The 25,499-nt window shown below is 56.4% G+C and carries 22 protein-coding genes; 16 read left to right on the top strand and 6 right to left on the bottom strand.

Annotated features, from left to right (window positions below; translation table 11 throughout):
* Nucleotides 1–147: 147 nt before the first annotated feature.
* A complete protein-coding gene (gene ribA, locus G565_RS0107170) occupies nt 148–774 on the bottom strand; it encodes a GTP cyclohydrolase II (RefSeq protein ID WP_028670316.1) in 627 nt (208 codons plus the stop codon).
* A gap of 368 nt (nt 775–1,142) precedes the next feature.
* Between ribA and G565_RS0107165 the strand changes: the two genes are divergently transcribed.
* From G565_RS0107165 to G565_RS0107140, 6 genes are all read left to right on the top strand, one after another.
* Nucleotides 1,143–2,129, top strand: coding sequence for an NAD(P)/FAD-dependent oxidoreductase (locus G565_RS0107165; RefSeq protein WP_028670315.1), 987 nt, complete (start codon nt 1,143–1,145; stop codon nt 2,127–2,129).
* Between the two features lie 59 nt (nt 2,130–2,188).
* Nucleotides 2,189–2,845: a DsbA family oxidoreductase gene (locus G565_RS0107160; protein WP_028670314.1), complete on the top strand. Its 657-nt coding sequence runs from the start codon at nt 2,189–2,191 to the stop codon at nt 2,843–2,845.
* Between the two features lie 86 nt (nt 2,846–2,931).
* The gene (locus tag G565_RS0107155) at nt 2,932–3,300 is read left to right on the top strand and encodes a translation initiation factor Sui1 (protein ID WP_028670313.1); all 369 of its coding nucleotides are present in this window, start codon (nt 2,932–2,934) and stop codon (nt 3,298–3,300) included.
* Between the two features lie 35 nt (nt 3,301–3,335).
* The gene (locus tag G565_RS0107150; RefSeq protein WP_028670312.1) at nt 3,336–3,632 is read left to right on the top strand and encodes a DUF1244 domain-containing protein; all 297 of its coding nucleotides are present in this window, start codon (nt 3,336–3,338) and stop codon (nt 3,630–3,632) included.
* Nucleotides 3,625–4,326 carry an SEC-C metal-binding domain-containing protein gene (locus G565_RS0107145; RefSeq protein ID WP_028670311.1) on the top strand — a complete coding sequence of 234 codons (702 nt, stop codon included), beginning with the start codon at nt 3,625–3,627 and terminating at the stop codon, nt 4,324–4,326. Before G565_RS0107150 ends, G565_RS0107145 begins: the two co-directional genes overlap by 8 nt.
* 66 nt (nt 4,327–4,392) lie before the next feature.
* Nucleotides 4,393–5,739, top strand: a complete 1,347-nt coding sequence (locus tag G565_RS0107140) for an MATE family efflux transporter (RefSeq protein ID WP_028670310.1) — start codon at nt 4,393–4,395, stop codon at nt 5,737–5,739.
* An 18-nt stretch (nt 5,740–5,757) separates the two neighbouring features.
* Here G565_RS0107140 and G565_RS0107135 read toward each other — a convergent pair whose 3' ends face one another.
* Nucleotides 5,758–6,384: a hypothetical protein gene (locus tag G565_RS0107135; protein ID WP_028670309.1), complete on the bottom strand. Its 627-nt coding sequence runs from the start codon at nt 6,382–6,384 to the stop codon at nt 5,758–5,760.
* 87 nt (nt 6,385–6,471) lie between these two features.
* Nucleotides 6,472–7,365, bottom strand: coding sequence for a LysR family transcriptional regulator (locus G565_RS0107130; protein ID WP_028670308.1), 894 nt, complete (start codon nt 7,363–7,365; stop codon nt 6,472–6,474).
* Between the two features lie 313 nt (nt 7,366–7,678).
* Here G565_RS0107130 and G565_RS0107125 point away from each other — a divergent pair, with 313 nt between their 5' ends.
* The 5 genes from G565_RS0107125 (at nt 7,679) to G565_RS0107105 (ending at nt 13,006) form a co-directional block, all read left to right on the top strand.
* Entirely contained in the window at nt 7,679–8,674 is a 996-nt protein-coding gene (locus G565_RS0107125) for an aldo/keto reductase (RefSeq protein ID WP_028670307.1), read from the top strand.
* Nucleotides 8,674–9,615 (top strand): aldo/keto reductase, encoded by a 942-nt coding sequence (locus tag G565_RS0107120; protein ID WP_028670306.1) that lies wholly within the window; start codon nt 8,674–8,676, stop codon nt 9,613–9,615. Before G565_RS0107125 ends, G565_RS0107120 begins: the two co-directional genes overlap by 1 nt.
* A gap of 261 nt (nt 9,616–9,876) precedes the next feature.
* Complete coding sequence (locus G565_RS0107115) at nt 9,877–10,872, top strand: potassium channel beta subunit family protein (RefSeq protein WP_028670305.1); 996 nt, start codon at nt 9,877–9,879, stop codon at nt 10,870–10,872.
* 368 nt (nt 10,873–11,240) lie between these two features.
* The gene (locus G565_RS0107110) at nt 11,241–12,383 is read left to right on the top strand and encodes a sugar efflux transporter (protein ID WP_028670304.1); all 1,143 of its coding nucleotides are present in this window, start codon (nt 11,241–11,243) and stop codon (nt 12,381–12,383) included.
* On the top strand, nt 12,380–13,006 hold the full coding sequence (locus G565_RS0107105; RefSeq protein WP_028670303.1) for a LysE family translocator: 627 nt from the start codon (nt 12,380–12,382) through the stop codon (nt 13,004–13,006). Before G565_RS0107110 ends, G565_RS0107105 begins: the two co-directional genes overlap by 4 nt.
* A gap of 30 nt (nt 13,007–13,036) precedes the next feature.
* Here the strand turns inward: G565_RS0107105 and G565_RS0107100 are convergent, their stop codons facing one another.
* The 3 genes from G565_RS0107100 to G565_RS0107090 form a co-directional block, all read right to left on the bottom strand.
* Nucleotides 13,037–15,661, bottom strand: a complete 2,625-nt coding sequence (locus G565_RS0107100; RefSeq protein ID WP_028670302.1) for a putative bifunctional diguanylate cyclase/phosphodiesterase — start codon at nt 15,659–15,661, stop codon at nt 13,037–13,039.
* A 52-nt stretch (nt 15,662–15,713) separates the two neighbouring features.
* Nucleotides 15,714–17,732 carry a DNA helicase Rep gene (gene rep / locus G565_RS0107095; RefSeq protein ID WP_028670301.1) on the bottom strand — a complete coding sequence of 673 codons (2,019 nt, stop codon included), beginning with the start codon at nt 17,730–17,732 and terminating at the stop codon, nt 15,714–15,716.
* A gap of 193 nt (nt 17,733–17,925) precedes the next feature.
* Complete coding sequence (locus tag G565_RS0107090; RefSeq protein WP_028670300.1) at nt 17,926–18,504, bottom strand: BLUF domain-containing protein; 579 nt, start codon at nt 18,502–18,504, stop codon at nt 17,926–17,928.
* Nucleotides 18,505–18,730: 226 nt separating this feature from the next.
* Here G565_RS0107090 and G565_RS26735 point away from each other — a divergent pair, with 226 nt between their 5' ends.
* From G565_RS26735 to G565_RS23330, 5 genes are all read left to right on the top strand, one after another.
* Nucleotides 18,731–18,901: a hypothetical protein gene (locus G565_RS26735; protein WP_157600020.1), complete on the top strand. Its 171-nt coding sequence runs from the start codon at nt 18,731–18,733 to the stop codon at nt 18,899–18,901.
* Between the two features lie 201 nt (nt 18,902–19,102).
* A complete protein-coding gene (aroE, locus tag G565_RS0107080; RefSeq protein WP_028670299.1) occupies nt 19,103–19,912 on the top strand; it encodes a shikimate dehydrogenase in 810 nt (269 codons plus the stop codon).
* Complete coding sequence (locus G565_RS26730; RefSeq protein ID WP_028670298.1) at nt 19,912–21,054, top strand: SPOR domain-containing protein; 1,143 nt, start codon at nt 19,912–19,914, stop codon at nt 21,052–21,054. Before aroE ends, G565_RS26730 begins: the two co-directional genes overlap by 1 nt.
* A 91-nt stretch (nt 21,055–21,145) precedes the next feature.
* Nucleotides 21,146–22,384 carry an efflux RND transporter periplasmic adaptor subunit gene (locus G565_RS0107070; protein ID WP_028670297.1) on the top strand — a complete coding sequence of 413 codons (1,239 nt, stop codon included), beginning with the start codon at nt 21,146–21,148 and terminating at the stop codon, nt 22,382–22,384.
* Nucleotides 22,381–25,470 (top strand): efflux RND transporter permease subunit, encoded by a 3,090-nt coding sequence (locus G565_RS23330; RefSeq protein ID WP_051207527.1) that lies wholly within the window; start codon nt 22,381–22,383, stop codon nt 25,468–25,470. The genes G565_RS0107070 and G565_RS23330 overlap by 4 nt, the downstream gene beginning before the upstream one ends.
* Nucleotides 25,471–25,499 lie beyond the last annotated feature (29 nt).

Genomic DNA, 25,499 nt, shown 5'->3' with positions numbered 1-25,499 from the left:
TTATACACAAAGGTAACACACAGAGATATCCCCAGGGTTTTGTCGACTAAACGCTACTATTAAAGGGTCTTTAGTAAGTTCCGAATTTATCATCCACAATCAATACCCAGTTCATTCAACCGTTATACCAGGGTTATGCACAACTTGTTACTGGTCGCTGGACGCCGGTTTTCTGGCCTGGTCGAGAAGAATGCTGTGAGCCTGCTGATCAACCTTGGCTTTGAGATAGGCTGCATTGTGCTGATTTACATAGACACCGGTGTCTTGTCGGTCGACGACTTCAATACCGAAGTCTTGTAGCTGACTGGCTTTGTGCGGATTGTTCGACAACAACCGAATGCGCTTGATACCGAGTGCCAGCAACATTTCTGCAGCCGGTTTAAAATCGCGCATATCGTGCGCGAAACCCAGCATTTCATTGGCCGTGTAGGTATCGATTCCCTGATCCTGAAGGGCGTAGGCATCGAGTTTATTGTAAAGGCCGATGCCACGCCCTTCCTGTCTCAAGTACAGTAAAACGCCACCCTGATCGGCGAGCAGACGCTGGGCTTCGTGCAGTTGTTCTCCGCAGTCGCAACGCTGCGATCCAAACACATCACCGGTCAGGCACTCGCTGTGCAGGCGCACGAGCGGAGTGTCATGCTGTTCCGGGTTACCATACAGAATGGCCAGGTGTTCCTTGTTGTCACTGAGGTCATTGAAACTGACGAAGCGGGTGGGCACCGAGGCTTCGCCCAGGGGAATAGTGACAGTGGCTCGTTGATCGATACTCATGGCGGTCTCTGATACTCGGTAAAGGTCTATCGCTTTGACCCGTCGGTTAGGCAGTAAGTGGCGTAAAGGTTGGGTCAAAGGGTTCAATTAAAAGGTGATCCGGCGACAGCATTGCCGTGTAGGATACAGTGTAACGCATTTGACCAGGTCACAGTGCCCTGTGCATGACGATGGGAAACGACCATTTTCTTTTGTTAACCGGTTTGCGGTTGGTCCGGGTGGCCCCCATAGTGAGTATTCAAAGTTCAGTGGAAGGTTGGAAATTCGGATATCTGTGACCCTTAACAGTCGCCGGATTGTCCGGAACCGTTTACCAGCCAATTCCCGTACGTTTCTAACACAACAGTAATTTAGTCAGGAGTCTCATCATGGCAGTGTTTGCAGTCGTGGGTGCCGGATTGTCGGGCATGACGTTGGCACGTGAGCTCGAGCAAGCCGGACACCGGTGCCAGGTCTTTGAGAAAAGTCGCGGCCGGGGTGGCCGGTTGGCAACACGCCGCCGCGATGGCTGGCAAGCAGACCATGGCGCCCAGTATTTCACGGTGCGTGATCCTGAATTTCAGCAGGAAGTTGACCAGTGGCTTGCCAGCGGTTGGGCTGCCCCCTGGTCCGTTACGCCGGCGGTTCTGGATCAGGACGGTGTGCAATCGTCACCGGATGAGCAACTGCGTTACGTCGGTGTGCCAACCATGAATGCCATGGTTCAAGGCATGAGCGAGGGGCTAGACCTGTTTGTAAAGACCCGGGTCGATCGGTTGGAGCGAGTGGGCAAACAGTGGCGCCTGTGGGATGACCAGGGCGAGCAGTATGGCCAGTTCGACGCGGTCTTGTTGACAGCACCACTGGCACAATCGCTGGCGTTATTGCCGCCGGGTTCGAGCCTTGAAGTGCCGCTGCGCGGCACGTCAGCCATGGTGCCCTGTTGGGCTCTGGCCATTACTTTCAGCGAACCCACCGGGATTGAAACCGACGCCGCCTTTGTTAAAACCGGCGTTGTTAACTGGCTGGCACGGGACAGCAGCAAGCCCGGTCGCGTTGCAGACCCTGAAACCTGGGTCGCGCATTTCACCGCTCAGTGGTCGGCCAATCATCTGGATGCCTCGGATAGCTTGCTCGAACAGCAATGCCTGGCGGCTTTGCGCCGGTTGGGTCAGTCGGAGTTGCCGCCAGTCAGTGACCGTTTCAAGCACCGCTGGCTATATGCCCGGTCAGGGGCGGAAACCGTTATAGAGCAGGCGTTTGATGCCAATCTGGCGATCGGATTGGCCGGTGACTGGACCCAGGGTGATCGCCTTGAAGGTGCCTGGCGCAGTGGTCACCGACTGGCTAAAACCCTGATTGAACACTGGGCCTGATCCCCGGCATGGTAAATGGTAAACGGCGTTGAACTGAAAGCAGAACGTAAGAGGTGGTTATGAAAAGCGTGAGTATTGATGTGGTCTCCGATGTGGCCTGCCCCTGGTGTGTCATTGGTTACAAGAATCTGGAGCAGGCACTGGCATCACTGGAAGGTGAGATTGAAGCGGATTTGGCCTGGCATGCCTTTGAACTGCGACCGGACGCGCCAGCCGAGGGCGAAAACTGGCGCGAGCACATCATGACCAAATATGGCATGAGTTATGAGCAGAGTGAAGAGAACCGCAAGCGCATAACCGACGCCGGCAGCCAGGTGGGTTTTACCTTTAATTTCACCGATGACATGCGTACCCAGAATACCTTTAACTGCCACCGTCTGTTGCACTGGGCGAAAGAAACTGAGCAGCAAACGGCGTTGAAACTCGCCTTGTTCGAAGCCTATTTTACCGATCGAACCGATGTAAACGACACCGAGGTGTTGTTACAGGCCGTCGACAAGGCCGGACTGGACCGGGACAGTGCAGCCACTGTGCTCGCATCAGATCAGTTTGAGCAGGCGGTGCGATCAGAAGAAGGGCATTATCAGCAGATGGGTGTGAGCTCGGTGCCGACCTTTATCGTCAATGGCAAATACGCCATTACCGGCGGTCAGCCGGCCGAGGTGTTTGTTCAGGCACTGCGTCAGATAGCCGATGAGAGCTCAACGACCGCCTGAGTTTACCGCGGTAGCTATGGTAAACTGGGTCGTGATTTGAACCGCTTGTCGCCCGGCAAAGAGCAAACTGAATTGGGCAGACAGCCATCACCGACCCAAGTAAAGAGGCAACAATGGCTCTGGTATACAGCACAGAATCGGGGCGGACCTGCCCGGATTGCCAGCAACCCCGCGACCACTGTCAGTGTAGCAACGCCAACGCGATTCCCGATGGCGATGGCATTGTACGTATAAGTCGTGAGACCAAGGGTCGCAAGGGTAAAGGGGTAACTCTGATTCGAGGTATCCCGTTGGCGGAAAAAGAGTTAAAAGCACTGGCCAAAAAGTTGAAGGCAAAGTGCGGCACGGGCGGCACCGTTAAAGACGGTGTCATTGAGATTCAGGGTGACCAGCGTGATCTGCTGGTCACCGAGTTAAGCCAGCAAGGCTATACCGTAAAACGGGCCGGTGGATAGCAGCCTGTCGCACCGGTTTTTCAGGAGTATTCACCATGAAAGAGTCAACCAGGACTGAGCTGGAAGCGGCCGCGTTTCGTCGCTTAGTGCAGCATTTGCAAGAACGCACCGACGTGCAGAACATCGATCTGATGAACCTGGCGGGTTTTTGCCGTAATTGCCTGTCGCGCTGGTATCAGGAAGCGGCCAGTGAACAGGGTGTCGATATCGATAAAGACAGTGCCCGTGACATTGTTTACGGCATGCCTTACGAGCAGTGGAAAGCCACCTACCAGACCGAAGCCAGCGACGCTCAACAAACCGCTTTTTCCAAACAGGCGAAGCATGACTGAATCACTCAATGTTAAAAGCCTGAGTTACCAGGATGCCCGTGACTGGGTGGTGGCTAACTTGCCTACGGAAAATGCCGAAGGGCCAGTACCGCCGAGTCTCGATGGCTTGAACGGCTTTTTCTTTGCCATCAGCCAGGCACCTGTGCCGGTCTCAGCCAGTGACTGGCTGGGGGATGTGTTGCCCTTATTCGGACACATCGAACCGGCATCGAACGCCCTGAACGCGGTATTGTCATTACAGCGCCACATAGAGCAGGCCTGCGAAAACCAGGATTACCCGATACCGGATACCGCAGGCATGGATGCGGTTAATCAGATCAAACCCGGCCACCGAATGAACGACTGGAGTCTCGGCTTTGAAGCTGGCTTTGTTCATGCCCGGCCTTTATGGCTAACGCTGGTTCCGGCAGAATTGCGCTCGGAACTCGATAGCCTGTATTTTGCCCTCAGTTTTTTTGCCTCACCGGACAAAGCCCGGGAGTTCATTGCACAGCGGTCTTCCCCACTCAGACCCGAGCAACTGGCCGATCAAATACTGGGGCAGTTCCCCAAGGCGGCCGATCTGTTCTCACGCCTGGCGATGTCGGTAGGGTCCGTCGCCCAGGCAGCGGCTGAGCCGAACCCCCGAGTCGGTCGTAACGACCCCTGTCCCTGCGGCAGCGGTAAAAAATACAAGCACTGTTGCCTGCAATAACACGGACGAGCACGCACCTGCGGTATGCATTAGCCTGATATCAGCCAGGCAAGAAAGGAGTGTTGGATGCTGGCGCTGTCCTATCGTCGCATTGTGAGCCTGGCCTTGCCCATCAGCCTGCAGGCACTGCTAACGTCGTCACTGAGTGTGGTCGACATCTATATGGTCAGTTCCCTGGGCGCCGCTGCGGTGGCTGCAGTAGGGCTGATCAGCAAGGTTTACTTCGTTGCTCTGTTGATTGCCATTGGGTTAAGTGGCGGTGTCTCGATGCTGGTGGCGCAGTATTGGGGTGCGTCGGATCGAATCGCCGTTCTGGGTTATCTGTGGGCGGGCCTTGCCTGGTGTGGCCTGGCGATGTTGCCACTCACGTTGATGGCACTGTTGTTTACCCAGCCAATGGCCAGTCTGTTGTCGCCTGATGCCGATGTGGTGAGCCGCGCAGCGAACTACTGGTTCTGGACCTTTCCCTTTGCCGCCCTCTCCGGGTTCAGTTTTTTACTCGCCAGTGTGCAACGTGCCACCGGAGATACGCTCTGGCCGATGCTAGCCAGTGGCCTGGCATTGCTGACCAATACGGGGTTGAATTACCTGGTGCTGTTCGGTCCTTTTCCACTTTTTAACCTGGGTTTGGCGGGTGTTGCTTACGCCTCCGTTCTGTCGCGATTGCTGGAATTGACCTTGCTTGTGTTTTTGTTGCGCCGTCACTTGCAAGTGATCTGGGTCTGGTCAGGTGAGCGTTTCTGGGAAGTCTGGCGCTATGGCCGGGTACTGATGCTGAACGAAGGCCTGTGGAGCGCGGGTATTTTTGCGTTCTTTCTGGTGTATGCCTATATGGGCGCAACGCCCCTGGCGGCGATGAGTCTGATGTCGCCGCTGGAGAATGTGATCGTCGACCTGTTCATCGGTTTTGGCATAGCGGCATCCATTCTGATTGGTCAGCACCTGGGTCGGCATGAGTTCGACGAAGCCTACGCACTGTGCTATTTCTTCCTGAATAAAATCACCCTGGTCTCGGCTCTGTTGGCTGCCGTGCTGGCACTGATGACGCCCTGGGTGGTTGCTGCATTTGCCTTTGTAGAGGAACCGGTTCGCAACCTGCTAGTCGGGGTCTGGCTGGTTTATTGTATTGGCTTGCCGGTCCGAACCCACAACATGCTGGCGGTTATTGGTATTCTTCGAGCCGGTGGCGACAATCGTTTCGTCTTGCTGACTGAAACCATTTCACTCTGGTTATTGGCCGTTCCGGTCTCGGCGCTGGTGGCTTTGTCGTTGGCGTGGCCGCTGTGGGCTGTGGTGGGCGTTACCGTGTTGGAAGAGTTGGGTAAGGTGGCGGTGTTCCGGTGGCGGATTGGTCGGCGCTATTGGCTGAGAAATCTGACGTCGAAGCCTGACTCCGACGCCTTTGGTCAGTGATCGATCACTTTTGACGGTTCAGAAGCGATAGCTTAGAACGGTGCGAATCGACACGGTTTGGACATCGACTGACCCGTTGAAAAACTCCTCGTAGTTATCGCCAAAATGCCAGTCGGCCTGAACATCCAGGCCGAATTCATCCCAGTTGTAACCGCCACCGCCACCAACATAAAAACCACTGATGCGGGTATCTTCAAAGCCGTCCTGTTGCACGCTTTCCGCGTAATAACCGAGGCTGCCATAATATTTGGTGCCGTAACGGGCAACACCACGACCCAGTTTCGCGCCAACATCCCAGCCAACCAGATAGACATCGGAATCACCGGTCACGATCTGCTTATAGTGGTAGCTGCCTTGTAAGGCAAAGGCACCTATGCCAGCTTCAATATCAATGGAAGGGCCGATAAAGGCGTCATATTCGCCTTCTTCGGGGTAAACCCAAACTGAGGATCGCACCCCAGCACCAATGGCAAAGCCACCGAGATCGGCCAGTGCTTCGTCGCCGTGGCAATGGTATTCGCCGGTAACGGCGTCGTTGTGACATTCGAATCGATCCAGTGCACCGGGGTCGGCCCAGGCCATGGGATGGATAACCAGTGCGGCCAGAGTGGCCAGTGGCAAGCTGAAACGAAGCGGCAGGTGCATGTGTAAACTCCTCGTGTTTATCCTGATCAGTGTATCACAGCCGCGCCATGCGGCCAGCGATGCGCTTGGCGGATGAGAACCGGGTCATCAAATTGCGCCCAGATCGAAGCTGTGAAAGCGACGAATCAGGTGATCACGCACGACCATGACCCGTTTGGGCAATTCACTGCGCTGCGCCCAGACCAGCCAGAGCGAGGTATTTTCGATCTCCCAGTCTGGCAGAACCTGGACCAGTCGGCCCTGTTGCAGGGGTTCTCTTAAAACAAGGTTCGATAGCCGGGCAATACCGAGGCCCTGCTCGGCGGCCAGCAACTGCGCCTGACTGCTGGGTGCATGCCAACTGCCGTGGGGGTGATGTACTTCATGGTCATTCCCCCGCCGGAATTGCCAGGATTTGGGTGTGCCGGTGATGCAGTTGAAATCTCCCAGATCACTGGGGTGACGCGGGAATCCATATTGGTTCAAGTAGCGGGGGCTGGCGCAGAGCATGAAGCGCAGTCGTCCAACCCGCTCGGCGGCAATCCCGCTACCCGGGTCATCGCCGCCACGCAGGACCAGATCGACCGGGTCCTGGTTCGGGTCTACCCGGGCGCTGCTGAAGTCGATCTGAAACTCGAGCTTTGGATGTTGAGCAGCCACTTCGGTCAGCATGCGCGCCAGATAGTGCTCACCCAGAATACCGCCGACCGAGTTGATGCGTACCGGTCCCGACAGTCGATCGGCCATCATCTTCAGGCTGTGCTCGGCGGCATCGATCTGATTCAGGCTCGACTGAGTGCGCAGTCGAAAATGGTCGCCTTCCGGCGTCAGCGAGACACTGCGCGTAGTGCGATGCAGCAAGGTTACCCCAAGCCGCGCTTCCAGCTCGGCAACGCGCTGACTGATGCGCCCGCGCGATATCGACAGTTTTTCCGCCGCCCGGGTAAAACTCCCGGCATCACAGACAGCAAGAAAGGCCTCAATCTCGGCAAAACGATCCATTGGTTAGTCTCATTAACGAATAGGGTTAATTTTTGCAGGATTATCATCGGAATGATAGCAACTATACTCAGCACCAAATTAACATAAGTCCGGAGTTTGGGTTGGCCGATGTGCCGTGCGTCCGTGTCAGCTGCCGGGTAGGCCTGTCCGGGGCCGGCGTTAACCCGTCCATGGGGCCTAGACTTCGGCATCCATGCCTCAGACTTCCCCGGACAGGCCTACCCGGCAGCTGACACTTATCGCTGCGGTAGCGTTAGCCTTGTCATGCCAGAGTCTCTGTAACTCAAGTACAAGTGATCTCAAGGAGTTTCTTATGAGCCAGATTGTTCAACACAGACCACTCGGTAAAACCGGGTATTCCGTCTCTGAAATCGGCCTGGGTTGCTGGCAACTGGGTGGCGACTGGGGCGCTCTGCCCGCAGGCCAGGCCGAGTCGGTCTTGCAGGCGGCCAGTGACAATGGCGTTACCTTTTGGGATACCGCTGATGTTTATGGCGGTGGCGAAAGTGAACGGATCATCGGGGAATTCAATCAAAAGCACCCCGAGACCGACCGCATCATTGTCACCAAGGCGGGTCGCACACCGGAACTGTATCCGGATGGCTACAGCCGCGACCGGTTGAAAGCGGCCATTGAGGCATCGCGTGAGCGGCTGCAAGTCGAGCAGCTTGATATGGTGCAACTGCATTGCATTCCGATCAGTGAAATAAGGCGCGGTGAGGTGTTTGAATGGCTCGCTGAGTTTAAACAGGCCGGGCTGATCCGGCAGTTCGGGGCCAGTGTTGAAACCTGTGACGACGCCCGTTATTGCCTCGACAATACCGAAGTCGCCTCGCTGCAATTAATAGTGAATCTGCTGCGCCAGGACATGGCCGAATCCATTCTGCCACTGGCGCATCAGAAAGAGGTTGGTGTGATCGTTCGGCTTGGACTGGCCAGTGGGTTGTTGTCGGGCAAAATGACGGCCGATCATGAGTTTGCCAAAGAGGATCATCGCAATTTCAATCAGAACGGCGATGCCTTTTTTGTCGGAGAGACTTTTGCCGGTTTGCCCTACGCAACAGGCGTGGCACTGGCCAATGAATTGAAAAGCCTGGTGCCTGAAGGCATGACGTTGGCGCAGATGTCGTTGCGCTGGTTACTCGATCAGCAAGGCGTCAGCAGCGTGATCACAGGCGCCAGCCGACCCGAGCAGATTGCCGACAATGCTGCCGTCTCGGCGCTGCCATCACTCGATAACGAGTTACACACCTATCTGTCGCATTTCTATCACGATCGGGTGCGCCAGCACATACGGGGAGAAATCTGATGCAGTATCGCCGACTGGGTAAAACCGAACTGACGGTATCCGATATTGGCTTCGGTGCCTGGCAACTGGGCAACAATGACCAGTGGGGAGGAATGGACGACACCACCGCCCACACGCTGGTTGCTGAAGCCCTCGACCGGGGCTGCAATCTGTTCGATACCGCGCCGAATTACGCACAAACCAACAGCGAACGTTTGCTGGGTGAGACGCTTCGGGGTGTGCGCCAGGATGTGGTGCTGGTCAGTAAATTTGGACACAAACCGGAAGGCGGCACCGATTACAGTGCGGAGGCGTTTCAGGAGAGTCTGCACGGGTCGCTGGAACGGTTGAAAACGGATTATCTGGATGTGGTGCTGGTGCACAGCCCACCGCTGGAAGTGCTGAACGGTCAGCACCCGATCTGGGAAGCGATGAAAAAAGCGCAGACCGAAGGCAAGGTACGGTTTTATGGGGCCAGCACCGACTACGCCTTTGAAGTACGCGAAACACTGGAAACCACCGATGCCCAGGTACTGGAGCTGTTGTTCAACGTATTGCATCAGGATGTGCGCCTGGCGTTTGATCAGGTACGCGCCAACGACGTTGGTGTTATCACCAAGGTACCGCTCGACAGCGGCTGGCTCGGTGGCAAATACAATGCCCAAACTGTATTCGATGGCGTGCGCAAACGCTGGAGCCAGGCGGATGTCGAGCAGCGCGCCTCCCTGGTTGAACAACTGGCCTGGTTACCGACAGCAGAACGCAATTTGGCGCAACAATCCCTGGCCTACTTGCTCAGCTACGATGAAGTCTCCAGCGTAATTCCGGGCATTCGTTCCCCGTCACAACTGGACGCCAACCTGGGCGCTACCGGTCAGCGACTGTCAGCAGAGGATCGCGCCCGCCTGGAAACCTTCTGGGATGGTTTCACCGACAAGGGTACGCATTTGCTGCCGTGGTAGGGCGGTACCTGGTGCCATGGGTCCGACGTTCGGCGTTGTTGTTTTGCCTGTCGTTCGGGCTGAGGGTGAGCTTCATTCCGCCCCTGTCAGAGACACATCCCTGTGTCGCTGACAGGGGCGCGGGCGTCCTGCCCGCTGCTCCATGAAACTCCTCCACCGCCCTTCGTGCTGGAGCGAACGTCTTGTTTGGAAGTCACAATTTTTTGCAAAAAGAGCAATCAATCACTTTTTAAAACGACCTTGAGTCGTATAGGAGTCACCATGGAATATCGTCGTCTTGGCCGTTCCGGCCTGAAAGTATCGGCCCTGTCGTTAGGGTCCTGGGTTACCTTTGGCAAGCAAGTTGATTTGAACGATGCCAAAACCCTGTTGAAAACTGCCTACGATGGTGGTGTGAATTTTTTCGATAACGCGGAAGGGTATGAAGCCGGCGAATCGGAAAAAATCATGGGTGATGCCATCGATGCACTGGGCTTGCCACGCGATACCTTTGCGGTGTCATCGAAGGTATTTTGGGGCGGCGACAAACCGACTCAACTCGGTTTGTCGGCTAAGCACGTTCGGGATGCCTGTGATGCGGCACTGCGCCGTCTGAAAGTTGATTACCTCGATCTGTTCTTCTGCCACCGCCCTGACGTGGATACCCCCATTGAAGAAACGGTGCGTGCCATGCATCAATTGGTCATGCAGGGTAAGATTGTCTATTGGGGTACGTCGGAGTGGAGTGCGCAGCAGATTACTGAAGCCCACGCCATTGCCCGTCAGGAACATCTGACACCGCCGATCATGGAACAGCCGCAGTACAACATGTTCAATCGCGACAAGGTCGAAGGTGACTACCAGCCGATTTACGAGCAGTACGGTCTTGGCACCACCATCTGGTCACCACTGGCGTCTGGCATTCTGACTGGCAAGTATCTGGATGGTATCCCCGACGACAGCCGCATCAACCTGCCCGGCTATGAATGGCTGAAAGACAGTTTTCTCAGCGACGCGGGCAAAGCGCGACTGGAAAAAGTGCGCCACCTCAAGCCTATTGCCGATGAACTGGGTGTGAGCCTGACCCATTTGTCGCTGGCCTGGTGCCTGAAAAACCCGAACGTCAGCACGGTTATTCTGGGTGCTTCCCGGTTGAGTCAGTTGGAAGACAATCTGAAAGCTCTGGATGCGACCGATAAACTGGACGCAGCCGTTATGGAACGGATTGACGCTGTACTGGATAATAAGCCTGCGGGTCCCGAGCGTTTCGGTCAGTAAGATGTGTTTCGAACAAGTAAACGGGTCTGGTGGAATGCCAGGCCCGTTTTTTGTCGTAAAGAACGAGCTAAAAGAATTGCAGTTCGATAGTAGCCATTGATCCAGTGGAGGGTGCCGGGTGTCACTATTGAGGGTAGTGCGCAACATGGACAAAAACGCCAGGAGCGTTTTTGCATGAGCGCAGCGAGCCCGAAGGGTGAATCCCAAGGATGGGATTCATATCATGCGGTCTAGCCCCCATGGATGGGTTTACGGCGACCCTCAATAGTGACATCCAGTGCCCTCCACGACTCATGGCAGCTACAGAGCAACCACAGTACTTTGAGAGAACGAGAGTTAAATTGAATAGAGCGTTTTGGTTACAACCAATGGTCTTGCGGCTGCTGGCCTTGTGTCTTTTGTTAGGCACGGCAGGTGCCTCTGTGTTTCCGGTATTGAGTACGCATCTGGCGATTAATCTGGGCATTGAGCCGCTGTGGATTGGGGTTTTCTTTGCGGCTAATACGATGGCAGGCATTGGTGTCAGCCAATGGTTGGCGAAACGATCCGATGCCGGGATGAGCCGGATGAAAATACTCTACGTGTCGATCTTCGTCTCGATGCTTGGATCGGTGGGTCTGGGTGTGGTTGACTGGTACCCGCTGTTGCTGGTTGTCGGTATGATCTGGTTTGGCTTGTCGTCGACCGCTCAGCCGCAACTGTTTGCACTGGCGCGCGAGCAAGTGAACGATGAGCAAGCTGCGCTGTTTCAGTCGGTGTTGCGTGCGACCATATCGATGAGTTGGATTGCCGGTCCGCCGCTGGCCTATTTGTTATTTGACCGGCTTGGCTTTCGCATGCTGATGATGATCACGGCCTCGGTATTTCTTCTGTCGTTGCTGATGCTGCCCGGTATGAAAGATACCCGATTGTCGGGATCGACCAGCAAGGGGTCGGTAACCGATCCTCGCGTAGTGGGGCTAATGCTGGTAACCATTGCCATTTTCGCTGCCAACTCCATGTATATCGTGTACATGCCATTGTATGTTCGGGATGTACTGGATTTGATGACCGTTGCACCGGGTTTGCTAATGGGCCTGGCGGCGGGTCTGGAAATTCCCATCATGATTTTTGGTGGAGCCCAGGCCTGGCGCTGGCATTTGTTCGCACCGCTGAAAGTTGCGGCTGTTTGCGGGGTCATTTTTTATGCAGGCGTGTGGTGGTTCGACAGCTTCAATATGTTGCTGGTCATGCAGGTGTTCAACGCAGGGCTGATCGGACTGTCGGCGGGTATTGGTATCAGTATTTTCCAAACCCTGATGAAAGACCGGTTGGGCATGGCATCGACGCTGTATTCCAACTCGATTAAGATTGGCAGCCTTGCTGGCGCTGGCCTCGGTGGCGTTATTGCTCAGTGGGGAGGCTATGATGGCGTTTTTATTGGCTGCGCAGTGCTGGCTGTTATCGCGACCGGACTGGTTTTCTGGATCAGTTCCAAACCCGGGTTGTCTGAGGAGTCACCCACATCATGATCAACACGGCTTTACTGGCTGCTTTCATCCCGACCTTCGCACTGGTGTCACTGACCCCGGGTATGTGCATGACCTTGTCGATGAGCCTGGGTATCACCATCGGCATCAAACGCACCTTGTGGATGATGATCGGCGAGCTGATCGGCGTGGGCCTGGTCAGTGTGCTCGCAGTGATTGGCGTGGCGGCGATTATGCTCAGCGCCCCGCTGGTGTTTACCCTGTTCAAGTGGGCCGGTGGTCTCTACCTTATGTGGCTGGGCCTGCAGATGTGGCAGTCGCGCGGCAAGCTCGCGATACCGGAAACCGGCGATTCTGCCCACACCGGTGCCAGCCGCACTCAACTGGCGTTGCAGGGCTTTGTCACTGCGGTTGCCAACCCCAAGGGGTGGGCATTTACCATGGTCTTGTTGCCCCCGTTTCTTGATGACAGCAAACCCCTGGCGCCACAACTGGCTGCGCTGGTGGCCATAATGTTGCTGATCGAATGGGTGGCTTTACTGATGTACGCCGGTGGCGGTAAGTCATTGAGCGTGGTGCTGTCGCGGGGTCAGAACGTTCGGCTGATCAATCGGATTGCCGGAACCCTGATGCTGGTTGTTGGGGTTTGGCTCGCATTGGGGTAAAACGCAGACCAGTATGGTTACCGCCGGTAGCTACGAATCCAGCAAAGTTAAAAAGTCTGCAAACGGCATCGGTCTGGCAAGCAGGAAACCCTGCACTTCATCGATGCCCAGTTGCTGTACCACGGTGAATTGTTCTTCGGTTTCAACGCCTTCGGCGTTGACGACCAGCTGCAGCGTCTTGCCGATCTGCGCTGCAGCCTGAACGACCGCACGCGCGGTCGTGTTGCTGTGCATGGTTTTGATGAAGCTCTGGTCGATCTTGATTTTGTCGATTGGAAACTGCGTCAGATAGCTCAGCGATGAAAAGCCGGTACCGAAATCGTCCAGCGAAATATGAACCCCGAAATGACGCAACGATTGCAGCGAGGCGATGACGCCTTCTGTGCGTTCAAACATCACGCGTTCGGTCAGTTCCAAAGCCAGTTGTGGCCCGACTCGTTTGATGCGGGGTAACAGCGGCTGAATAACGTCGGTAAAGGTGTGATTGTTAAAGTGGTGTGCCGAGAGGTTAAAACTCAACACCAGATCGGGATGTTGTTGAGTGAGCTGGTCGCAATGATCGAGAATCTGTTTGAGTACCCAGACATCAATATCGGCGATCAGACCGGACCGTTCCGCCAGCGGAATAAACTGAGCCGGACTGATGTAACCGTCTTTCGTTGGCCAGCGAATCAGAGCCTCGGCGCCGATGATGCGTCGAGTGCTGGCATCGAAAACGGGCTGAAAATGGAGCGTTAACTGGTTGGCTCTCAGTGCCAGGGCCAACTCATGTTCCATGGATTTCTCGGCTTGCAAATCGACGCGCATCCGGTGTTCATACATCCGGTACCCGGCGCGACCGGTTCGCTTGCAGCGATACAGGGCCAGATCGGCCGCACTCATCACATCTTCAACCACGGCGTGTGAACGGTCGGCATCCAGTTGATGGCAAAGAACAACGCCCATGCTGGCGGTGACTTTCAGGGTGGTATCCCGATTTCGAAATTCCCGGCTGACCCGATCACCGATTTGCACGCAGAGAATGTCGAGTTCGGTTTCCGACAGAGCGCCGTCCACGAGCACGGCAAACTCGTCTCCACCCAGCCGAAACGTTTTACAAGGTGCGTTCAGTGGTTGCTGCAAGCGTTGCGCCAGCTCAACCAGCAGCGCATCGCCGACCAAATGTCCCAGGGTGTCGTTGATGTCTTTGAAATGGTCGAGGTCGAGGAAGATGACCGTAAACTCATGGTGATGGTGCACTTGCCAGTGTTCGTAGGTTTGTTGCAGCTGTCTTTGAAATTGGCTGCGGTTGGGCAACTGAGTCAGGGTATCGTGTTCGGCCAGGTAGCGGATTTCGGTTTCGGCATCCACCTGCTCGGTGATGTCGATGATAGACCCCTGAATGATTTCCCGGCCGCTGTGACGCTCTGTGACGTACTGGGCGTTCATCAATACCCAGATGGGTTTGCCATCGCGACGAACCATGCGTGCGCGTTCGTTTACCACCGTCCTGTCGCGTTGCAACATCGATAACAGTCTTAACCGTTGGCGCGGGGTGTCGTACAGTTTTTGCGTGATGTCATCGTAATAAGCCAGGCACTCTTCGCGCGAGGCGCAGCCCAGGGTGCGGGCGAACAAATGGTTAACCCGAATAAAGGTGCCGCCAATGGTCGACTGGTACAACCCGGCCTGGGCGGTGTTGAACAGATCTTCGTAATCGCTTTCGGCGTTTCGGCGCGCTTCTTCCGAGCGCTTCAGTTCGGAAATGTCAGCGATGGTGCCGATAATATGGACCAGTTCACCCTCTTCATTGGCGACGCGCCGTGCGTTCTGGCGCACCCAGACTCGCTCACCATTCTTGCGCTTCATCTGGCATTCAAAACCGGATACCTCGCTTTTTCTGGCCAGGGTTTCCAGAAAGCGTACCCGGTCTTGCGGATGCACATAAATATCGTGTGCGGCACGACGGACCTGCTCTTTCATGTCATCGGGCGATTCGTAAAGAAACAGTTGGGCCAGGGAGTGGTTGGCGTAAATGACAGCGCCCTGAGCGTCAGTCTGGTAGATGCCGTCTACAGAGTACTCCAGAATGCGACGGTAATTTTCACGCTCCTCCATCGGGTGGCACACCATCACCAAGAACTGTTGATTTGGGTCGCTGGTGATCTCCCAGCGAAGACACATGCCCTGTATTTCACGCTCCAGATTGAAGGCGGTATGCTGTGTCAGCCAGTCCGAAAAGTCCCGTTGCCAGCGCTCCGGCAGTAGGGTTTCCCAATCGTGAAGGCCGAGCGATGTGAGGAACGTCTGGGCAGCGGTGTTGGCATACACCAGTGTCTTGTCTGCATCGAACACCAGAGCATTGAACTGCAGCAGCGACAGGCTGCTTTGCAGGACATCGAGGTGTTTCCAGATATGCAGCAGTTGATGCTCCCCCATCGGCGTCAGACTGGCCATGGCGCCGGGAATGCAGGTCTGGAAGTTATTGCGATCCGGATCGACCGCCTGGTACAGCGTCAGCCAGGTATCAAAATCGTCCCAGTAGTCAGATAACGGTTGATTGCATTGGGGCGGTGGTGTCAGCAACCCCTGGGCATCACCGATGGATACCAGGCGATACTCGCTGTCCAGCAGCAATTTGGCGGAGGTTATGGGCGGGTTGCTCGATGTCGGCACGATATTATTGTCTGTATTGGCCTGATGTACACCAGAGCGTACCCGATTTCGATTAATTGTTCAGCATGGCCCGCAAGTTGTCGAAGGTTGCTTTACCGTTTACCCGATCGGCCGTGTTGCCGGCATCGCGACCTTCCCAACTGACGTCGTCGGCGGGCAGTTCATCCAGAAAGCGGCTTGGCGTGCAATCGATGATTTCGCCAAACTGCTTGCGTCGGGCGGCGAAGGTGAGCGCCAGCGTGCGCTGGGCGCGGGTAATGCCCACATACATCAGACGACGCTCTTCTTCGATGTCGCCATTTTCGATGCTGTTGCGATGGGGCAGCAGTTCTTCTTCCAGCCCCATGATAAAGACATGTGGAAATTCGAGCCCTTTAGAAGCGTGCAGAGTCATCAGTTGCACCGCATCGGTTTCGTCTTCCTGCTCTTGTCGGTCGAGGATGTCACGCAGCACCAGTTTGCCAATGGCATCCTGGATTTGCAGATCGGACTCTTCGTCTTCATCGCCGCGTTCGAGCATGGATTTCAGGCTGTCGATCAGGATGTAGACGTTGGCCAGGCGTTTTTCGGCCTGAAGATCCGACACGCTGTCCTGGCGTAACCAGGCCTCGTAATTGATGTCAGTCACCACTTCACGGATCACCATCACCGGGTCGGCTTCGGTATGCAATTTGTGGATGATGCGGCCCAGCCAGTCGGAAAACCGATGCAAGCGCTCGGCGGCTTTGGCCGGCAGTAACTGTTGCAGACCAAGCTCCTGGCAGGCGGCACTCAAACTGACCTTGCGATGCCCGGCGTATTCGGTGAGTTTTTCCAGGGTGGCCGGGCCGATTTCACGACGCGGCGTGTTGATGATGCGCAGAAAGGCGGCATCGTCGTCCGGGTTCACCAGCAAGCGCAGGTAACTCATGATGTCCTTGATCTCGGCTTTGGCAAAGAAGGAGGTGCCGCCGTTGATCTTGTACGGTATGCGGTTTTGCTGCAGCTTTATTTCCAGAATACGAGCCTGGTGGTTGCCGCGATAGAGCACTGCAAAATCACGGTATTCACCGCGCCGGATCAAATGCTGGTGCAAAATCTCATTGGCGATGCGCTCAGCCTCGGCTTCGTCGTTGGGCGTGCGAATGATGCGAATCGGGTCACCAAACCCCATCTCGCTCCACAGCGTCTTTTTGAACGCGTGCGGGTTATTGTCGATGACGGTGTTGGCGGCTTTGAGAATCAGGCCTGTAGAGCGGTAATTCTGCTCAAGTTTGACAATTTTCAGGTGCGGATAGTCAGTCTGCAGTTGCACCAGGTTTTCCGGTCTTGCACCGCGCCAGCTGTAAATCGACTGGTCGTCGTCGCCAACCACGGTAAATCGTGGCTGATCGCCTACCAGCAGCTTGACCAGCAGGTACTGGGAGGAGTTGGTGTCCTGATATTCATCGACCAGCAGGTAGCGAATCTTGCGTTGCCATTTGGCCAGTACCTCGGCGTTGTTCATGAACAACAAGGCGGGCAGGCGGATCAGATCGTCGAAATCGACTGCGTTGTAGGCGCTGAGCATGCGGTTGTATTGCTCATAGATTTCGACGGCCAGTGAATCGCGTGCGTCATCCAGTTTGCCACGAAGGTCGGCGGGCTCGGTCAGGTCATTCTTCCAGCGGCTGATCAGGTTGCGAAAATGGTCGATCTCATCCACGGCGTTGGGCACTTCCCGCAGCAGAATATCCTTGATCAGGGCTTTGGAGTCGTGGTCATCAAACAGGGTGAAGCCGTTTTTCAGATTAATGTGGCTGGCTTCTTTGCGCAGGATGTTCAAACCCAGGTTGTGAAAGGTCGACACGATCAGTCCACGCGCCGCCTTACCCCTGATCAGCTTGCTCACGCGTTCTTTCATCTCGCGCGCTGCTTTGTTGGTAAACGTAACGGCTGCAATGGTATGTGCCTTGTAGCCACACTCGTTGACCAGATACGCTATTTTCCGGGTAATGACCGAGGTTTTACCACTGCCCGCCCCGGCCAGCACCAGCATTGGACCGCTGATGTATTTGACCGACTCTTCTTGTCTGGGATTGAGCTGTGCCATGGGGCCGGGTGTCCTGTCGGAGGGCGAAGTCGAGCCGGCGCAGTGTACCAGCACGCCGGTATTGACCCAAGCAGGGAACAGTGGTCAGACCGGGAGCGTCTTGCTAGTGATAGGCGGCCAGCCGGGTGCCATGGGCCCGCACTGGCATCCGATGGCCCGCCAGAATGCGAACCTTTTCATCCGGCCGGGCAGGTTACAGCAGTTGGGTTACCAGAATCACGCCAGCGATCAGAATCAGGGCGACAATCCCCATGGTGATCAACCCTGAGCGTTCTTTGTCGGCCCGTGACGATGACTTTTTTGACGACTGCTTCGGGTTATTGCCATCAATGACGTCATCCGGCTGGTTCATCTTCTCCAGAGCGTCGATCAGCGCCTCGAAGTGCTGGGCGTCAAACTGGAACGGATCAAAGCTTTTAAAGCCGAATTTGCCCATCAGTGTTTTGATCGAGTCGTTGATGGCGGTGTACTTCATCGACCAGTCGTCAAAGCGGCGGACATGCACTGGTTTTTCAGAAACAACTTTCACATCGGTGTGGCGATCATCACGATGCAGGCGCTCAAGCAGTGTGTGTACGGCTGCCTTGTCTCCTTCCAGGCATTGGAAAAAGTGGCCATTGCCGTAAAAAAGAACACCACCGACATCAACCTTGGCGTTGTTGATGCGCGATGACTGCAAAATACGCGCGACATTGGGTTCAATGCCCTGCACAGCCGGCGTGGGCTTAAAGGTGGCTCGGCTGATGTACATCAGTTGGATCAGGTTGCTCATAAAATTACTCTTGAATTCAGCGGTTAATGGGTGCAAAAACAGACACCGGAGTGCCAATGTCACCGTCGTAGGGTAACCCGTCTGCGTTCCGGACCATGTTTACGACAATGGCTAAGTTTTGTATCACTTTGAGCTGTCTCACATACCGGTATATACAGTCTTGACGCCGGACAAGCAGACAGGTCAGGCTTAACAGATCCATTACCTGCTGTTACTGGCCCACCTGATGAAATCGACCGAACCCGACACCAGCCCGCGTTCCGACAAAGCGGCAACGTACCCGCCACCAGGCGTTGGGCGCAAAACGCTTATTGGTGGATTGTGGCTGGTGTCGGTCGGGTTCTGGCTATGGGCCGGGGTACAGTTGGGTCAGTTGATCGGGGAACTCTGGTTGTAGCGAACAGGCATAGACATTCCGGGTCACCCTGACTATGGTTTTTTAGCCTGATTCTGACTTTGGCAAGACAGCGATTGTGTTTTCCCCGTGTGGTGCCAGACTGACTGTACAAGCGCTTGTTTTTTGATGGGATAATCGTTTCAATCAGCGCGGCATTGGTTTGTCAGACGTTTGAATTTCACCCATTTCTAAGGATCATCTATGGACCGTTATGCGGTATTGGGCCATCCGATCAAACACAGCCTGTCTCCGGTCATTCATGCCGCCTTCGCCCGGCAAACCGGTGAAGCGCTGGAGTACGAGGCGATTGAGTTGCCGGTAACGAGTTTTGAAACCCGTGTCTGGCAGATGTTTCGTGACGGGTACCGGGGGTTCAATATCACGGCGCCCTTCAAGCAGGATGCCCATGACTTTGCGGATGACCTGACGGAGCGCGCCAAGCGGGCCAGGGCAGTCAACACCCTGGCCAAACAGGCCGATGGGCGCATTCTGGGTGATACCACCGATGGAGAAGGCCTCGTTTTCGATCTCGAAACCCTGCTCAAGTGGCGCATTGCTGATCGTAACGTACTCATTCTGGGGGCCGGTGGTGCCGTGCGGGGCGTTCTGGAAACCCTGTTATCGCGCAACCCGGCCAATGTAGTGCTGGCTAACCGAACCCTGGCCAAAGCCGAAGAACTGACCGACGATTTTCCGGAAATCTCCCCCAGTGCGTTCGATGAACTCAGTGGTCGTTTTGACCTGGTGATCAACGGCACCTCCGCCGGATTGTCCGGCAACCTGCCGCCATTACCGGATGATCTGTTCACACCCGATACGCACTGTTACGACATGATATACAGCAAGAATGAGACGGCGTTCAACCGCTGGGCACGCGAACAGGGTGCTGGCCAATGTTCCGATGGTCTCGGCATGCTCGTCGGTCAGGCTGCCATCAGCTTTGAGTTGTGGCGCGGGGTTCGCCCGGACACGTTACCGGTACTGAAGCAGCTGCGGGCAGACCTGGCCTGATGCCTCTGAAGCCAGGGCTGGCAGCGCTGTGCGTGCTGCTGGCAACCCCGGCAATGGCACGCGATGGCGCCCTGACTCTTGGGCTGACGGCTCCACCCACTGCCCTGCTTGAGCCTGGCATGTCGCTCGGCTGGCAGGAAACTCTGGGGCGTCGTCTGGTTCTGGGCGCTGGGGTTGGGGTGTCCGAGCCACGGCCCGACGATCGTGATCTGGGTCTGGTCGGGCGACTGTCGCTGCCGACCGATGCCGGGTTCAACCAGCGCTGGTACCCCTGGTTGGGTATCGAACAGCCCCTGTCAGTCAGCCGCGATGACATTGACGAGGCACAATGGCAGGCGGGTATTGGCCTGGAACGTTTTTTTTTGCCGGAAGTCGCCGGCTTTGCTGAATTAAGCTGGCAACCGGCCCAGACGGAGACTTTGCACGCTCAAATTGGGCTGCGGTTCTGGCCGGGCCGGCTCAACCGGTTGGATGCTCGAATGCGCGACAGCACACCGGTTCAACCGCAGCGAGATGCCGGGGCTTTTTCCGGCCCCATCGTGCTCGATGCCGCCCCGTCCTCTGGCTCATTACCCAATGCCCCAGCTACCGATCCGGCGACGGCCAACACAGAGACGGCCACGGTGGCCCCTGGCGTAACAGACACTCAAGCCCCCGCGAGGCAGGTGCCATTGCTGGTAATGCAGGCAGCACCGGTGGGTGACCCCATTGACGTGACTGCGCTTGGGGAAGCCGAGGTTAGTGAGTCTTCACCCACACCCACACCCACACCCACACCTACACCTACACCTACACCTACACCTACACCTACACCTACACCTACACCTACACCTACACCTACACCTACACCTACACCTACACCTACACCTACACCGAGAAATGATGCTGCTACAGAAGCCAATGTGAATAGTCTGGCAACCGGCACCTATGTTCATCTGGGCCTGTTTCGGGCCGAAGCCTCGGTGCAACGTTTGCGAAGCCAGCTTGAGCCTGAGGTCCGGTCACAAACCCGGGTCGCTTTTGATCCGGAGGCCGGTGGCTATCGCGTGCTACTTGGGCCATACAGCGAAACGGAGGCCTCCGGGCGTCGGACACGACTGGCTGAGCAAGGCATCGACTCCTTTCTATACCGGCGCAACTGAGCGCAATACAGAGCAGCGGTCACGATATGAACCGATGTCTGCAAGCCATCGTACTTCTGGTTGATTCCTGTCTAAAGAGTGTCTAACCATTATGAGCAGCCGCTGGATCCGATTAAGCTTGCCCCTGGTCGTGTTGGGAGCCGGCGTTGCGGTTGCCTTCTGGATGAACAGTCAACCCGACTCCTCAGTCGCGGATGCCGAACAGGTCGAGGCCGACCCTCTCGCTAACGCGGCGACGGTCGCTACAGCCGCACCTGATTTCAATCGCTGGTCTCCCCAGTTACAGCTCTATTCCCAATACCAGAGTCGACAATCGGTGCTGCTGACCAGCCCGACGGCCGCCGATGTTCTGTCTGTGTCGGTCGAGGCCGGTCAGCGAGTCGAGGCCGGGGCACTGCTGGTGCAACTGGATGCCCGCCATTTGCAGCGACAGGTCACGCAATTGCAGGCGCGGCGTAACGATCTGCTGGCGCGCATCCGGCTGGAACAGACGCAGCACGCCAGTAACCAGGCCGCGCTGTCGATAGAGCGGGATCTGGTCAGCATCGCCCAGCGCACCGTCGAACGGTTGCAGAACCTGGCCCGACAGAATTTGAGTTCAGCGACGGATCTGGAAGCGGCCGAGCGCACCCTCCAAAACCAGCGGCTGGCGTTGCAACAGCGCGAGCTGGCCATAAGCCGCTACAGTGATGTTCAACAGCAACTGGAAGCACAACTGGCCGAGCTGGATAGCCAGTTGGACCAGGCACTCAATAACCTGGCCGATGCTGAGATCAGAGCCCCCTTTTCAGGGCGAGTTTCTGCCATTGATGTTGATCCTGGCGCTACGGTTGGCGCTGGCAGTGTCTTGCTGCGGCTAACGAACGATCGGCAAACCCAGTGGGTCGCCCGGGCGGCATCATCAACGGTCGCGTCGTTGGGCAACCTTCAAGGGCTTAGCGGTTGGGTTGAAACCGACGGCCAACGGCAAGCGGTTGACGTCAGGCAGCAAGATCCCGGGTCCGAAGGCGGCAGCATCGGTGTGTACTTCCAGCGACAGGGAGACGCCACCGAGCCTGCGACGCTGAACCGCTATTACCGGCTCTGGCTGGACTTGCCCGCGATAGACGCCTTCCGCGTGCCTGATGCCAGTGTGTATTCCAACGGCTTCGTCTATCGCGTAGCCGACAACCGATTGCAGCGCGTCGCCGTGACGGTGCTGGGAGAGCAGTTTACCGAAGGCGAGATCTGGCGCCTGATCGACGCGGATCTCGACGCCTCAGACCGAATACTGACAACCCGACTGCGGCAAGCGGCCCAGGGGTTGGCGGTTAAGGTTGCCGACCAATGAGGGCCTTGTTGAGTGCTTTTGCCCACCATCGGATTGCCCCCAATGCGCTGATGTTCGTGGTGATTTTTATCGGCCTGATCGCGCTGGATCGGCTCAATACCCAGTTTTTACCCGACTTTGACCTTAAAGTGGCGACCGTGAACACCGAGTGGGCCGGTGCCAGCGCAGAAGACGTTCAGGAAGGGGTGACTATCCCGCTGGAACAGGCCATTTTGCAATTGACCGAGGTCGACAGGCTGACCACGACCACGATCGAAGGCGGTTCATTCATGACCATCACCTTCAAAGAATCGGTCACCAACGTTGAGCAGGCGGTCTCGGATGTGGAAAAAGCGCTGTCGACGGTCAATCTGCCGGACGGCGCTGATGAACCCACCGTCACCCAGCAGGTGTTTTACGAGCCGGTGGCGGAAGTATTGCTGTATGGCGACCTGACGCTGGATGAACTGCAGTACTGGGGAGAAGCGGCCGAGCAGAGCTTGCAGGCAGCAGGCATTGCCAAGGTGGATCTGACCGGCTTGCCGGAGCGGGAACTGAACCTGCGCATGACCGTTGCCGACTACCTGTCCGGTGATGCCTCGCTCAGTGAGCTTTCGCAGCAACTGGCCGGGCAAAACCTCAATGTACCGGCCGGCATCACCGGCGAAGGTCAGATTCAGGCGCAACTGAGGGTGCGCAACCAGGCGACAGACCCCTCAACGCTAGGGCGCCAGGCGCTTTCGTCGGGTAATAGTCTGCTGAGTGTGGATCAGCGCGTTAACGTTGGTGAAGACCGCAATGCCGATGAAACCCAGGTTTACTATCAGGGACAGCCCGCCATCAAACTGGCTCTGAGCCGCACCAGTGGCGAAGACACGCTTCGTATGGCGGAGATCCTCAACACCTGGGTAGGCGATTTTGAGACGCAATTGCCAGCCGGTATGAAATTGCATGTCTACAACGAAGCCTATGAATTTGTGCGCACTCGCATTGGCATCATTCTCGACAACGGCATTGGCGGCATGGTCGTTGTACTGATTGTGTTGTTTGTGTTCCTCAGGCCCAGACTGGCCTGGTGGGTGGCCGCAGGTATCCCGATTTCGTTTCTCGGTACCTTCGTGTTTCTGGAACTGACCGGTAACTCGATCAATCTGATCAGCCTGTTCGGGTTCCTCGTGGCACTGGGTGTGATCGTCGACGATGCCATCGTAGTGGGCGAAAATGCCTACAGCCGAATGGAAAAAGGCGAAGACCCCAAGCAGGCGTCACTGAACGCGGCACACCAGATGCTGCCCGCCGTCATGGCCTCGTCGATCACCACGATCGCCGCGTTTCTGCCGTTATTGCTGGTCGGGGGGCAGGCTGGTGTCTTTACCAAGAGCGTGCCGCTGGTCGTCATCATGGCCATTGCGGCGTCGCTGATCGAGTGTTTTCTGATTCTGCCGGGCCACCTGGCGCACAGCTTTGGCAAAGGCAAACTCAAACCCGCAGGCAGGCTGCGCGGGGGGTTTGAACGCCGGTTCGAGCAGTTTCGCCAGGGGCCCTTCCGGCGCACGGTTGCATTGGCGGTCGACTATCGCGGCGTGACATTTACCGTGGCCATAGTGGCGCTGGTTCTCGCCATTTCGCTGGTCACCAGCGGGCGCGTTAAATTCGTCTTTTTTCCCGCTATTCAGCAACCGGCATTGCAGCTGAATGCCGACTTTGCCGAGGGCACCGACCCGGCGGTCACCCGTCAGTTTCTCAGTGATATGGAAACCGCCCTGCTCGACATTGAACGCGAGGTGGGTGTGAATCTGGTCGAAACCGTGGTGATGGAAACCCACCGCAATGCCCGCGAAGACGGTGCGTTATTTGTGCAACTGGACGACAGCACCGAACGCCCGATATCGAACAGCGAGATCACCCGGCTGTGGCGGGAGCGCGTTGCAGAACCGGCCGGTCTGGTAGCGGTCACCTTTGTCGAGAGTCAGCAAGGGCCATCGACCGATGGCATTAGCGTGCGTCTGATCGGTGATGACCTGGCACAACTGCAGCGCGCCTCCGACTGGACCAAACGCCGCCTCGGTCAGATTTCAGGCCTGGTCGATATTACCGATAACCTGCCCCTGGGCGCCGAGCAGTTGGATCTGTCGCTGACGCCTGATGCACTGGCACTGGGGCTGACCCCACAGCAATTAGCTCAGACGTTGCGCAACTGGACCGACGGCTATCGGGTGCAAACACTCCAGGTCAATGGCGATGAGCGTGTGGTGCGGATGCGTCTGATCGAAGCGCAGGTTGATGCCTGGCCGCAACTGGCTCAACTGCCCTTGCTGCTGGCAAACGGCGAACGCCGACCGCTGGCGTCGCTTGCGGTGCCGTCTTCAGGCCGCGCCGTTGAACAATTGAACCGGGTCGATGGCGATTTGTCAGTAGACGTATCGGCCAACCGCAACAGCCCTGACGTCAATCTAACTGAGGTCAATCAGCTGATCGGTACTGAGGTGCGTGCCGAGCTGCGTGACCAGTTCAACGACATTCAGATCGTGGTTGAAGGCGATCAGGAGTCTCAGTCGGAGTTTTTCCGGGATGTGCAAATCGGGGCTGTACTTGGGCTGATGCTCATCTTTATTGCTCTCGCCTGGGTGTTTGAAAGCTGGAGCTGGCCACTGGCTGTCATGTCGACGATACCCTTTGGCCTGACCGGTGCCATCGCCGGCCACTGGATAATGGGGCTGGAGCTCAGTGTGCTCAGTATCTATGGGCTATTCGGTCTGTCCGGTATCGTCATTAACAACGCCATCGTGCTGGTGACCTTTTACCGGCAACTGCGTGACGAGGGCATGCCGAAGGAGCAGGCCATTGTTGAAGCCAGTGTGCGCCGCTTGCGTGCGGTGATCATCACCACCCTGACGACAGTGGGCGGACTTGGCTTTTTGCTGTTTGAAACCTCGTTTGATGCCCAGTTCCTGATTCCGATGGCGGCTGGCATCGCCTTCGGGTTGTTGTTTGCCACCTTGCTGATTCTGTTTTACGTACCAGCGATGCTGATGACCGTTGAGAAGAGCAAGGAGCGAGTCGGGCGCTGGAAGGACTGGCTGTTTGGCCGGGAAGTGCAGCTCTGAACCCGGTGTTTGCCTTGTGACAACCCCGT

It is taken from the genome of Saccharospirillum impatiens DSM 12546 (assembly GCF_000423605.1).
GTDB classification, from domain to species: Bacteria; Pseudomonadota; Gammaproteobacteria; order Pseudomonadales; family Natronospirillaceae; genus Saccharospirillum; species Saccharospirillum impatiens.
The sequence above is the reverse complement of the archived record's forward strand: the minus strand, read 5'-3'. Positions and strand labels throughout refer to the sequence as shown.